The 12586-nt window shown below is 72.8% G+C and carries 12 protein-coding genes; 11 read left to right on the top strand and 1 reads right to left on the bottom strand.

All coding sequences use genetic code 11. From position 1 onward, the window contains the following. Window positions 1-11 precede the first annotated feature (11 nt). The 4 genes from L6E12_RS33630 (at window position 12) to L6E12_RS33645 (ending at window position 3586) form a co-directional block, all read left to right on the top strand. Window positions 12-722 (top strand): DUF6875 domain-containing protein, encoded by a 711-nt coding sequence (locus tag L6E12_RS33630; protein WP_236231952.1) that lies wholly within the window; start codon window positions 12-14, stop codon window positions 720-722. Further along, window positions 719-1873, top strand: coding sequence for a VCBS repeat-containing protein (locus L6E12_RS33635; RefSeq protein ID WP_236231953.1), 1155 nt, complete (start codon window positions 719-721; stop codon window positions 1871-1873). Before L6E12_RS33630 ends, L6E12_RS33635 begins: the two co-directional genes overlap by 4 nt. Before the next feature lie 25 nt (window positions 1874-1898). Next, the gene (locus tag L6E12_RS33640; protein ID WP_374201992.1) at window positions 1899-2156 is read left to right on the top strand and encodes an MbtH family protein; all 258 of its coding nucleotides are present in this window, start codon (window positions 1899-1901) and stop codon (window positions 2154-2156) included. An 83-nt stretch (window positions 2157-2239) separates the two neighbouring features. After that, window positions 2240-3586, top strand: a complete 1347-nt coding sequence (locus L6E12_RS33645; RefSeq protein WP_236231954.1) for an MFS transporter — start codon at window positions 2240-2242, stop codon at window positions 3584-3586. A 7-nt stretch (window positions 3587-3593) separates the two neighbouring features. Here L6E12_RS33645 and L6E12_RS33650 read toward each other — a convergent pair whose 3' ends face one another. After that, window positions 3594-4406, bottom strand: a complete 813-nt coding sequence (locus L6E12_RS33650; protein ID WP_236231955.1) for a serine/threonine-protein kinase — start codon at window positions 4404-4406, stop codon at window positions 3594-3596. A 179-nt stretch (window positions 4407-4585) separates the two neighbouring features. On the opposite strand from L6E12_RS33650, the gene L6E12_RS33655 reads away from it, so the two are divergent. The 7 genes from L6E12_RS33655 (at window position 4586) to L6E12_RS33685 (ending at window position 12454) form a co-directional block, all read left to right on the top strand. Continuing rightward, window positions 4586-6166, top strand: a complete 1581-nt coding sequence (locus L6E12_RS33655; RefSeq protein ID WP_236231956.1) for a hypothetical protein — start codon at window positions 4586-4588, stop codon at window positions 6164-6166. After that, on the top strand, window positions 6163-6594 hold the full coding sequence (locus L6E12_RS33660) for a hypothetical protein (RefSeq protein WP_236231957.1): 432 nt from the start codon (window positions 6163-6165) through the stop codon (window positions 6592-6594). The genes L6E12_RS33655 and L6E12_RS33660 overlap by 4 nt, the downstream gene beginning before the upstream one ends. Then, window positions 6591-8441: a hypothetical protein gene (locus L6E12_RS33665; protein WP_236231958.1), complete on the top strand. Its 1851-nt coding sequence runs from the start codon at window positions 6591-6593 to the stop codon at window positions 8439-8441. The genes L6E12_RS33660 and L6E12_RS33665 overlap by 4 nt, the downstream gene beginning before the upstream one ends. A 43-nt stretch (window positions 8442-8484) precedes the next feature. Continuing rightward, window positions 8485-9333, top strand: a complete 849-nt coding sequence (locus tag L6E12_RS33670; protein ID WP_236231959.1) for a class I SAM-dependent methyltransferase — start codon at window positions 8485-8487, stop codon at window positions 9331-9333. After that, a complete protein-coding gene (locus L6E12_RS33675; RefSeq protein WP_236231960.1) occupies window positions 9330-10064 on the top strand; it encodes a class I SAM-dependent methyltransferase in 735 nt (244 codons plus the stop codon). The genes L6E12_RS33670 and L6E12_RS33675 overlap by 4 nt, the downstream gene beginning before the upstream one ends. Continuing rightward, window positions 10064-10903 carry an LLM class flavin-dependent oxidoreductase gene (locus tag L6E12_RS33680; protein ID WP_236231961.1) on the top strand — a complete coding sequence of 280 codons (840 nt, stop codon included), beginning with the start codon at window positions 10064-10066 and terminating at the stop codon, window positions 10901-10903. The genes L6E12_RS33675 and L6E12_RS33680 overlap by 1 nt, the downstream gene beginning before the upstream one ends. Window positions 10904-11002: 99 nt before the next feature. After that, window positions 11003-12454 (top strand): DHA2 family efflux MFS transporter permease subunit, encoded by a 1452-nt coding sequence (locus L6E12_RS33685; RefSeq protein WP_236231962.1) that lies wholly within the window; start codon window positions 11003-11005, stop codon window positions 12452-12454. Window positions 12455-12586 lie beyond the last annotated feature (132 nt).

Below are 12586 nucleotides of genomic sequence, written 5' to 3' on the forward strand. Positions count from 1 at the left end.
AGGTACCCACGATGAGAGCCGACGCCCCCCGACCGGGAGCGCAACCCGCCCCCAAGAGCCCGGTGTCGCTGACCGACCTGCGGCACGCGAGCACGATCCTCGACTGGCTGCGCGACTACATCTCCATGCCGCACCCCCGGTTGGGCCGCAGCGGACCGGTGTGCCCGTTCGTCCCGCAGTCGCTGCGCACCGACCAGGTGCGGATCGTGCTGCACGACGAGATCGACGGCACCGACACCGACGCGATCGCCGCGCTGCTGCGCGACTACCTGGCCGAGTTCATCGCCACCACGCCCGCCTCCGCGGCGGCGCGGCGGCAGCGCAGCCTGGTGATCGTGCTCCCCTCGATCGCCGACGAGCACTACCCCCTGCTCGACCAGGTGCACCGCGACGTCAAGACCGACATGGTCCTGGGCGGGGCGATGCTCGGGCAGTTCTACGAGGGCTGCCCGGAGACCGCCGTGCGCAACCCCGGGTTCGAGGTGTCCACCGGGCCGGTGCCCTGCTTCGTCATCCGGCACATGGCCCCGCACGACGTGCTGTTCCTGCACGAGCGGGCCGACTGGTTCGCCGAGTACCACCGCCGCTTCGCCGCCGAGTACGCGGCGGGCAAGGTCAACGACCCCCTGATGGTCCGGCTGTTCGAAGAGGCCTCTGCTGACATCAACACCGCCGACCTCGCCAGGGAAGACAACACCGAGGAAGAACTGGAGAAGCGATGAACACCACCGTGCGCCGCAAGCTGCGCTTGGCCGCCGTCGCGTGCGCCGCGGGCCTGACCGCCGTCGGCTGCGCCCTGCCCGAGGAGGTGGACTTCGCCGCGGCGTCCACCCTCGACATCGGCGGCGGCCCGGCCTCCACGGCCACCGCCGACATCAACGACGACGGGATCACCGACGTGATCACCGGCGACTTCCTCAGCACGACCGTGTCGGTGCTGCTCGGCGACGGCAAGGGCGGTTTCGCCGAGCCGATCAACTCCGAGGTGGGCATCAACCCGGCCGACGTGGGCGTCGGCGACTTCGACGGCGACGGCAACCTCGACGCCACGGTCCCCAACTACGGCAAGGGCATGGTCACCGTGGTCTTCGGCGACGGGTCCGGGAAGTTCGCGAACCCGACGCAGTTCCCGACCGGTGAGGACCCCAACCGCATCCTGGCCGTCGACCTCGACGACGACGGGTCGCTGGACCTGGTCACCAGCAACTACAAGGGCGGTGACATCTCGGTGCTGATGGGCGACGGCAAGGGCGCCTTCGCCGAGCCGGTCAACACCCCGACCCCGGCGGCGCCGATCCGGCTGCTGGCCGCCGACCTCGACGAGGACGGCGTGCTGGACCTGGTGATCGGGCACTTCGGCTCGCACGACGTGTCGATCCTGTACGGGACCGGCAAGGGCGCCTTCCGCGCCCCCGAGGTGATCACCACCGCCGACGACCCCGCGGGCCTGGCGGTCGCCGACCTCGACGACGACGGGCACGTGGACCTGGCGGTCGCCAACTACGGCTCCAACGACGTGTCGGTGTTCCTCGGCGAGGGCGAGGGCGAGTTCGCCGACGCCCGCCGCTACCCGGTCAACGGGGGCGCACCGGCGGGCCTGCTGGCGGTGGACCTCAACGGCGACGGGTACCTGGACCTGGCGACGAACAACTCCACCACCGACGACGTGAGCGTGCTGCGCGGCGACGGCGCGGGCCGCTTCAGCGAGGGCGCGCTCGCCGACGTGGGCGACGACCCGCGCGGGGGCATCGCCGCCCTGGACGTCGACGGCGACGGCGCCACCGACCTGGTCACGGTCAACCACAACTCCAGCGACATGTCGGTGCTGCTCAACAACGGCGGCGGCGGCAAGACCAAGCGCGCGGGCAAGTGAGCCGCGCAGCCGGGAAGGGACGACCGTGAGCGCTGAGCAGAACACGGCAGAGCAGGACACCTCCGGGAACACCAGCACCGGGCCGCGCGTGCAGGTGGTGGTCAACCACGAGGAGCAGTACTCGATCTGGCCCGCCGACCGGGAACCGCCCGCGGGCTGGACCCCGGTGGGCGTGGCCGGTCCGGAGGAGGAGTGCCTGGACTGGGTCGAGGCGCACTGGACCGACCTGCGCCCGCTCAGCCTGCGACGGGCGATGGGGGCCGAACGGGTGGCAGCACCGTGATCGGACCCCAGGGGTGCACCCACCGGAACCGGGCCGGTACTTTCGGTGAGCCGGTCGAACCAGACGCGCGGGAGAACTAGGACATGCCGACAGTCGAGCCAACAGCCGACACCGAGGCGGGGACGCCCAGCGCCACCCGCCTGCTGCGGACCAACCGGCCGCTGCGCGCGTTGTTCACGGCGCGGGTGGTGTCCTACGGCGGTGACTCGCTCAGCCTGGTCGCCCTGATGCTGCACGTGGCCAACACGACCGGCCAGGGCCTCGCGGTGGCGCTGCTGCTGCTGGTGGGCGACTTCGTGCCGTCGCTGATCAGCCCGCTCACCGGGGCGATCAGCGACCGGTTCGACCTGCGCCGCGTGATGATCATGTGCGAGATCGCCCAGGGCGTGCTGGTGCTGATGATCGCGCTGGCCCTGCCGCCGCTGCCGCTGCTGCTGACCCTGGTCGGCCTGCGGGCGATCGCCTCGCAGATCTTCCAGCCCGCCTCCCGCGCGGCCATCCCGTCCATGGTGGGCGAGCGCGACCTGGAGACGGCCAACTCGGCGGTGGGCTTCGGCTCGAACTGCGCCGAGGCGTTCGGGCCGCTGCTGGCCGCGGCGATGCTGCCGTTCCTGGGCATCCGCGGGGTGCTGCTGGTCGACGCGGCGTCGTTCCTGCTCTCGGCGGTGGTGCTGCTGGCCACCAAGCCGATGCCGCCGGTGCCCGACCCCGACGCCGACCAGGGCACGCTGCTGACCCAGGCCAAGGTGGGGCTGGGCTACATCCTGCGCACCCCGGCGATCCGGATCATCTCACTGGGCTTCTGCGCGGTGGTGGCGTTCAACGGCGTCGACGACGTGGCGCTGGTGCTGCTGGCCAAGGAGGACCTGATGTCCGGGGACTCCTCGGTGGGCCTGCTGCTGGGCGCGGTCGGCATCGGCCTGCTGGTCGGGTACGCGCTGCTGACCCGCTACAGCTCGTCGATGGCGATGCCGACCCTGCTGGTCGCCGGTTTCCTGGTGAGCAGTGCGGGCAACTTCCTGACCGGCCTGGCCTGGTCGGTGGCCGCGGCGTTCACCGTGCAGGCGGTGCGCGGCCTGGGCATCGCGGGCATGGACGTGGCGTCCTCGACGATGCTGCAGCGGATGGTGCCGCCGAACCTGCTCGGCCGGGTCTTCGGCAACCTCTACGGCGCCATCGGGGTGGCGGCGGCGATCTCCTACGTCGGCGGCGGTCTGCTGCTCGACGCCACGGACGCCCCGACCACGCTGATGATCGCCGGTGGCGGCGGTGTGGTGTTCACCCTGCTGGTGGCGGTCACGCTGCCCAGGGCGATCAAGCGCCACACCCCGCCGACCCCGGAGGCACCGGAGGACCCCGCGCCGGAAGAGGTCGCGCAGGACGCGTTGTCCTCCGACGAGACCCTGGCGGACAAGCAGGCCAGGGGCTGATCGTCGGCTACCGCGGTGCGTCGGCCCACCGGCGCACCGCGGCGGCCAGTTCACCGCAGGTGGCGAAGCGGTCCTCCGGGCGCGGGGCCATGGCCCGGCGGATGACCGCCGACAGGGCCGCGCCGTTCCCGGGCAGCGCGGCGTGCACCCGTTCGCGCAGACCCGGTTCCTCCTCCAGCCGCCACGGCTCCACGCCGGTGGCGCAGGCCAGCACCAGCGCGCCGAGGGAGTACACGTCGGCGCGGTGGTCGGCAGGCAGCCCCGCGCGCTGCTCGGGCGCCCCGTAGCCGGGTGACCCGGCGGAGCGCTCCGGGCGGGCCTGCGCGGCGGTGCCCGGGGTGCGCGCCGGGGTGGCGATGCCGAAGTCGCTCAGGAAGCAGTGCCCGCCCGCCCGGGTGGCCACCAGGACGTTGCGCGGCTTGACGTCGCGGTGCACCAGCCCCCAGGCGTGCACGTGGTCGAGGGCCGAGGCCACCTGGTCCACCACCTCGGCCGTCCGCGCCGGGGTGCACGGCCCCTCCTCGTCGAGCAGGCTCTGCAAGTCGGAGCCGTGCACGTAGGCCAGGACGACGTAGAGCGACCCGCCCGCCTCCCCCGCCGAGAGCACCCGGGTGATGTGCGGGTGGTCCAGCCCGGCCGCCATCCGCGCCTCGCCGAGGAAGCGGGCGCGCAGCCGGTCGTCGTGCGCGACGGCGGGGCGCAGTAGCTTGATCGCGACCCGGCGGGCGAGCAGCAGGTCCTCGGCCAGGTACACCACGCTGATGCCCGAACCGCCGATCTCGCCGTGCACGCGGTACCCGGGAACGTGGGGCGTGTCCACCGCGACTCCTTCCCCGCACGACTGCCGGAACACCCTACCCTACATCGGAAATCCGGCCCCTGTACCGAATCCGGGGCCCGTGGTTAGCTCGATTCCGAGCGGGACAGTCACAACCACCCGGTCGACGCAGGACCCGAGAAGGGCGCGGCGGCCGACCACTTCGCCGAAGGTGTGAGACCGTGTCCACAACAGACGAAACCCGGGTGTCTGCGCCCCCGGCGCGACCGGTTTGGGACGACCGGACCCCCGACCTGCCAGACCAGCTCCAGCGCACTCCGGTGTGGACGGATGAACTCGTCGCGGCCTCGGGCATCCCCGTGGTGGACGTGCCGTTCGTGACCGTCGGCGGCGGCATGGGCTCGTTCACCATGGTCGACGTGCTGCGCATCGCCGGGGTGCCGACCAGCCAGGTGAAGGTGCTCACGAACCTGCGCCACCCCTGGGAGAACTACGCCTACCTCACCGGCGTCTCCCAGCTCCCGCCGCACTACCGCATCCGCTCGGACGCGTCCTCGATGCCGGACAACCTCTGGGGCTTCCCGAGCTACGCCGCCAGGCGGGCCTTCCACTCGCGCAGCGTCAGCGGCTTCATCGCTCCACTGTGGAACGTGCTGACCGAGAACGTGCTGACCGACTACTGGACGCCGCTGGCCGGTGAGGTCTTCGAGGGGATGCGCCGCGAGGCCGACCGGATCGGCTACTGGGACTGCGTGGCGCACGGGCAGGCCAGGATGGTCCGCAAGCGCGCGGCGGGCGGCTACTTCACCGTGTTCACCACCCAGGGCGCGCGCAAGCAGCGGATCATCTACCGCAGCGCGTACGTGCACCTGGCGGTGGGCTGGCCGAGCATCCGGTTCCTGCCGGACATGCAGCAGTTCCGCTCCCAGCACGGCAACGGGTACCGCTTCGTCAACGCCTACGAGCCGCACGAGCAGATCTACGACGACCTGGTGGCCCGCCCCGGCACGGTCGTGCTGCGCGGCGGCGGCATCGCGGCCTCGGCGATCATCCACCGGCTGCTCAACGACCGCGAGCAGCTCGGCGCGCAGACCAGGATCGTGCACGTGCTGCGCACCTACGTGGAGGGCCCGCACGGCCCGTCGCGGTTCATGCGCCGCCGCGGTAAGAACGGCTGGGCGCACCAGGGCTTCAACTGGCCGAAGGCCGCCTGGGGCGGTCAGCTCAAGATGCGCATGGAGAAGCTGGAGGGCGAGGACCGCAAGCAGCTCTGGGAAACCCTGGAGGGCACGACCACCCCCTACCGCAAGGGGTGGCAGAAGCAGCTCGCCGCCGCCCGCCGCGACGGCGTCTACACCACCGTCGCCGGGGTCATCGACCGCGTCGACCGGGTCGGGGACGGGCGGCTCGGCGTGGTCTACCGCGACACCAAGGGCGGCGGCCTGCGCTCGCTGGACGCCGACTTCCTGGTCGACGCGACCGGTCTGATCGGCGACCTGCGCTCGCACCGGCTGCTCAACGACCTGGTGGAGGTCACCGGGGTGGCGCGCAACGTGCGGGGCAGGCTCGACGTGAGCCCCGGCTTCGAGGTGCGCTCGGCGCGCAGCGGCTCCGGCCGGATGTTCGCCGCGGGCGCGGTGACCGAGGGCGCCTACTACGCCCCGGCCGACTCGCTGCTCGGCGTGCAGTACGCCTCGCTGCGCACCGCCGACCAGCTCGCCGAGCTGGGCTTCGGCAAGCGCATCGGCTCCGGCCGCTCGATCGCGCAGTGGTGGCGCTTCATGCGGGGGGTGACCCCGTGACCCCGACGCTGCTGGGCCGCTGGCAGTCGCGGCTGTTCGTCCTGGCCACGGCCGGTCTGCTGTGGACATTGCTGGTCACCCCGCTGCTGCCGGTCGGGTTCGCGACCACGCGGGAGACCTACGCGAGCACCTTCGCCGCCATCGGGGTGACGGCGGCGGTGGGCGTGGTGCTGTGGGAACCGCTCTACCAGTTCCTGCAGCAGTTCCGCTGGGAGAAGGACTGGCCTGCGATGTTCACCCTGCTGGAGGGCATCCCGGAGGGTGTGGTCGTCTTCTTCCTGCTGCGCGACGTCCTCGGTTTCGACGTGCGCGCCACCCCGTTCCTCATCCACTTCGGCACGACCTGGCTCGTGGTGTTCCTCTGCCTGCACGGGCCGTTGCGCGTGGTGTCGGTCCGCTGGCGATTCCGTGCTGGGAGACTGCTGTGAAACTCGACGACTTCAAGGTGGCCGTGCGGCCGGGCCCCGGGCTGGTGGGGCGGTTCCCGACCTCGGTCCTGCTGCTGGCCGGGGACGACCGGCCGGACGCGGGCGCCAACGCCCACGACAAGCTGATCGGCCTGTTCAGCGACGGCGCCGAGCTGGGCCCGCGGCTGGAGGCGATGTTCGCCGCCCCGGGCCCGACCGAGTCCGCCTCGGTGTTCGCCGCCGTGGTGGAGGCCGGGGAGCGGGTGCACGTCTACCTGCACGGCCCGCTGGAGGTCTCCGCCGACAGCCCCACCGCGGAGCTGCGGGTGTGGGGGCAGCCCGGTGGTGGCCTGCGCCGCTACGACGCCCCCGACGGCATCGGCTCGCTGTCGATCCGCGGGGTGGGCGAGCAGATCAGCACCGACACCGCCTCGCTGTCGCTGCGCAACGGGCTGGTCTCCGGCGGCGGCCTGGTGCTGCACCGCGACGGCGCCGAGCCCCCTGCCCGGCCCGCCGAGGCGGCTCCGATGATGGCCGAACACGACGCCCCGGCGAGCACCAACGGCGCGGGCGGCACCATGACCGCCGCACCGCCCGCTCCCCCGGCGGCGCAGCCGATGGCGCAGTCGGTGTCGCAGCCCGCCTCCCAGCCCGCGTCGCACCAGATGTCGCAGCCCATGACCCGGCCGACGCCCGCGCAGTCCCCGCCCACCGGGCAGGTCCCCGCGCCGTCGTTCACCGGCGGGCCGCCGGTGTTCCCCACCTCCGGCACCCCCCGGCCGCAGCCAGCGCGGCTCGGCGGCACCCCCGACTGGCTCGACCAGGACTCCCGCTCCGGCGGCGAGGAAGCCACCACCGGGGCACCCACCCCCTCCTACGGTTCGCGGATCGGCGCCCGGCTGATCAGCACCGCGATCGTCGGCGGTCTGGCCACGCTGCTGCTCGGGTTCGTGCTGCCGGTCGGCTTCGCGCCGCTGGAGGACGTCTACCTGTCCACCTTCATCGGGCTGGGCCTGCTGTTCGTGCTCGGCGCGGTGGTGTGGGACTTCCTCTTCGACACCCTCCAGCGGCAGCGCTCGGCCAAGGACTGGCCGGTGGCGTTCCTGCTCGCGCAGGCGGTGCCCGAGGCGGCGCTGGCCTACGGCGTGCAGACCCTGCTGCTGCCCGACGGGTACGTGGTCGACGAGATCGCCCTGGCCATCGACCTGGGTGTGGTCGCCGTGCTGATCAGCCTCGGCGTGCTCGTCCTGGGCAAGATCCCGCCCACCCGCAAGCTGGTGTACCGCCGCAGGCCCGCCACCGCGGGCGGCGGCTCCACCGATGGCCAGAGCGGGTTCCAGTCCCTGCCCGGTTCGCCCACCACCGCCAGGTCCGCCGGGGGTCCCGCCGCGAACACCCCGATGGTCTGGGGCATCAACTGCCAGCAGGGGCACTTCAACCGCCCCGACGCCCGCTACTGCGCGGCCTGCGGCACCGCGATGCACGGCCTGACCCACGAGCCCAGGCAGGGCCCGCGCCCGCCGCTGGGCTACCTGATCGGCGACGACGGCGTGTCGCACGTGCTCGACCACGACGTGGTGCTGGGCACCGCGCCGCACAACGACGACAAGGTGCGCACCGGGCAGGCGGTCGCCCTGGCCGTCGCCGACGGCACCGGGCTGCTCGCCGACGCGCACGCCGACATCGCCCTGAGCGAGTGGGACGTGACCGTCGTCGACCGCGGCCACCCGCAGGGCACCCACGTCCGCGAGCCCGACAGCGCCACCTGGGTGCGCCTGGCCCCCGGGCAGCCGTTCACCGTCGCCTCCGGCAGCCGCATCCGCCTGGGCAGCCGCGACCTGGCCTACCACGCGGCCAACACCCGCTAGCCATCCCGTTCGGACAGTCCGAGAAACCAGATCGAGGAGAGTCATGACTTCGGCGATGTACCAGCCCGAGACCACCCGCTCCTTCTACAACAACTGGGGCGCCAACGAGTGGAACCGGCTGGAGAGCTCGTTCGAGAACCGGATCAACTACCAGATCCACCGCACCATCCTGGGTGAGCTGGTCAAGCCCGGCGACCGGGTGCTGGAGGCGGGCGCGGGCCCGGGCCGGTTCACCCTGGAGCTGACCAAGGCGGGCGCCGAGGTCACCGTGTGCGACCTGTCGGACGTGCAGCTCGCCATCAACAAGGAGAAGGTCACCGAGGCGGGCCTGGCGGGCAACGTCACCGGCTGGCACCAGGCCGACATCGTCGACCTGAGCCGCTTCCCGTCGGCGGGCTTCGACACCGTGGTGTGCGTGGGCAGCGTGCTGAGCTGCGTGCTCGACCGCATCCCGGAGGCGTTCGACGAGCTGATCCGGCTGGTGCGCCCCGGCGGCACCGTGGTCGTCAGCGTCACCTCCCGCTACGGCTACCTGCGGGCGGGCCTCAACGCCATCCTGCCGATGGTCGCCGCGGGCGGGCAGCTCGGGGCGATCGACCAGGCGGTGGCCACCGGCGACATCGCGGGCGTTCAGGCCGACTTCGAGCTGCTGACCACGCACTTCTTCACCTGGGACGAGCTGCGCACGCACCTGACCTCGCGCGGCTGCGAGATCGTCACCGCCTCGGCGTCGAACTTCCTGTCCGCCGACACCCCGCTGCTCGACGAGTCGCTGCTGGCCGACCCGGAGGTCATGGCCGCCTTCACCCGCTGGGAGCTGCAGGCCTGCCGCGCCCCCGGCAACATCGACGGCGGCACCCACATCATCGCCGCCGCCCGCAAGGCGGAGTGACGGTGCAGGGATACCAGCAGTCCACCTACGGCGACCGGATCGCCGACATCTACGACCGGGTGCACAGCAACTGGACGCCGGACGACACCGTGGACACGGTGGTCGAGCTGGCCGACGGCGGCCCGGTGCTGGAGCTGGGCGTGGGCACCGGGCGGGTGGCGCTGCCGCTGGCCGAGCGCGGGGTCAAGGTCACCGGCGTGGACATCTCCGAGCCGATGCTGGCCCAGCTCCGGGCCAAGGACCCCGACGGCCGGGTGGAGACGGTGCTCGGCGACTTCATCGACCTGCCGGTGACCGGCCGGTTCAAGGTCGTGCTGGTGGTCAACTCGCTGTTGCAGCTCGCCGGGGCCGACACCCAGCAGCAGTGCCTGCGCAACGTCGCCAAGCACCTGGCGCCCGACGGCGTGCTGGTGCTGGAGGAGGCCAACCCGGCGGTGTTCATCCGCCCCGGGCTGGAGATCCTGCGGATGACCTCCGACGAGCTGCACCTGCTCGCCGCCCAGTACGACCCGGTGCACCAGCACTACTTCGCCCAGCACGTGATCATGCGCGACGGCGAGACCCGGCTCAACCCGATGGCGCTGCGGCTCACCTCGACCTGCGAGCTGGACCTGATGTGCGAGCTGGCGGGGATGCGGTTGGCCGAGCGGTGGGGCGATTGGGCGCGCAGCAGACCGTTCCTGGCCGAGAGCCGCTCGCACATCTCGCTCTACCGGCCGGTGCAGCGGTGATGGAGTTCGGGTTCTGCTTCGGCACCATGCTGCGCGCCGACCCGGACGCGAGCAGGCTCTGGGAGCTGCTGGCCCGGGTCGAGCGGACCGGGTACGACTCGGCCTGGCTCTACAACACCAACGGCGCCCTGCCGCCGGTGCTGGACCTGCTCACCGAGGCCGTGGCGCGCACCGAGCGGCTGGTCGTGGGCCCGCACGTGCTGGTGGCGGCGGGGATGCCCCCGCTGCCGCTGGCCGAGCGGCTCAGCGGCCTGGCGGCGGCGTCGGGGGGCCGGTTCGTCGCCCAGCTCGGCCTCGGCGGGCCGCGCGAGGCGCTCATCCCGGACCCCAGGGAGGCGGCCAAGGCGATGGAGGGCCTGCTCACCGACATGGCGGCCCACTTCGACGCCGACGACTCCCGGCCCAGGCCCCCGGTCTGGCTCGGCGGGCACTCGCCCAGGGCGGCCCGCCGGGTCGCCGCCCTGGCCGACGGCTGGGTGCCGTCGTTCATCGCCCCCGCCGAGTTCGGCGCCCGGCGGGCGATGATCGACGGGCTGGTGGCCGAGCGCGGCGGGCGCAAGGAGGTCACGCACGCGGTCCAGGTCGTGTACGTGCCCCCCGAGCTGGACGGCCAGGACTGGCTCACCGAGCAGCTCGACGACGAGGTCCGCAGGCACAAGCCGGGTTTCGCCACCGCCGACATCTACGCCTTCGGCGGCTACGGGGCGGTCGTCGAGCGGGTGGCGGAGTTCCGCGACCAGGGCGCCGCCCACGTGATCCTGGTCCCGGCCCGCCCCCCGGCCGACCCCGCCGAGGAGATCACCCGGTTGTACGAGGAGGTGGTCCGGACCTTCCGGTGACCGCGGGCGGGCGAACCCGGTATGGTTCGTCCGCCCCGCCGGGCACCCTGCGTGAGCGCCCCGGCACGGAAACCGACCCCCACCGCACCGGAGTGACCCATGTCCGACGTCCCCGGGACGACCGATACCACCGCTGACACGACGGCTGCAACGGCGCACCCCACCGACTTCGACTGGCCGTTCCTGCGGCTCGTGCTGGTCATGGTCCTGGGCGGGATGATGGCCTTCCTGGACGCGACCATCGTCAACGTCGGCGTGGACACCCTGCGCACCGAGTTCGGCACCGGGCTGGAGACCATCCAGTGGGTCGCCACCGGCTACCTGCTGGCGGTGGCGGTGGTGACCCCGCTGGCCGGGTGGCTGATCGACCGCTTCGGCGGCAAGCGGATGTGGCTCACCGGGCTGGTGGCGTTCCTCCTCGGGTCGGTGCTGTGCAGCCTGGCCTGGTCGGCGCCGAGCCTGATCGCCTTCCGGGTGGTGCAGGGCCTCGGCGGCGGGATGCTCGAACCGATCATGCTGGCGCTGCTGGTCCGCGCGGCGGGGCCCGCCCGCATCGGCAGGCTGATGGGGCTGCTCGGCGCCGTCACCGTCGGTCCGGTGCTGGGCCCCCTGCTCGGCGGGACGATCCTGGCCAACCTCGACTGGCACTGGCTGTTCCTGATCAACGTGCCGCTCGGCCTGGCCGCCATCGCCTGCGCCGTGCGCTACCTGCCCGCCGACACACCGGCGGGCGAGGGCGCGCAGCCCGCCAAGGTCGACGTGCTGGGCATCGCGCTGCTGTGCCCGGCCAGCGTCGGCCTGATGTTCGGCCTGTCCCGGGCCGGGGACGGCAGCGGCTTCGGCAGCACCCCGGTGGTGGTGGGGCTGGTGGTCGGCGCGGTGTTCCTGATCGCCTACCTGGTGCACGCGCTGCGGATGAGCGGCACCCCGCTGATCGACCCGCGCCTGTTCGCCCGCTGGACCTACACCGCCAGCGCGGTCGGCATGACGGTCCTCGGGGTCGTCCTGTTCTCCCTGCTGTTCCTCATCCCGCTGTACTACCAGGAGATCCGCTCCTACGGCCCGCTCGCCGTCGGGCTCCTGCTCGCCCCGCTGGGGCTGGGTGCCCTGGTGGGCAACCCGGTCGCGGGCAAGTACGTCGACCGCCTCGGCGCCCGGGTCCTGGCCCCGTTCGGCGGCCTGCTGATCGCCGCCACCGCGGTCGTGTTCATCACCGCGGGCCCCACCACGTCGGTCGGGTGGCTGATCCCGTGGACCTTCCTGGCGGGCTTCGGCGTCGGCTGCGTCGGCGCCCCGACCATGGGTTCGCTCTACCGCACGGTCCCCGGTGACGCGGTCCCCCGCGCCACCAGTGCCGCCATGGTCCTGCACCAGCTCGGCGCGGCCTTCGGCATCGCGATCGTCGCCCTGGTCCTGCAGCGCAACCTGGCCTCGGGGACCGCGGAGTCGGCCTACTCCGACACCTTCTGGTCCCTGCTCGTGGCCGCCGCGCTCATCTTCCTGGTCGGGTTCGCCCTGCCACGCAGGCAGCGGCCCACCGAGACCGGCTGAGCCGCTGCCCCGCCAGGTCACGGGGCGTGGTCGTGCACGAGGGCGCAGCCGTCGGGCTCGGCCACCGGGGTGACCGTAGCCCGGCTCCGGCGGTGCCGCCCGGAGGGCCCCGATCCCCCGCGCGGCAGGGTG

The organism is Actinokineospora sp. PR83 (genome assembly GCF_021056305.1).
Lineage (GTDB): Bacteria > Actinomycetota > Actinomycetes > Mycobacteriales > Pseudonocardiaceae > Actinokineospora > Actinokineospora spheciospongiae.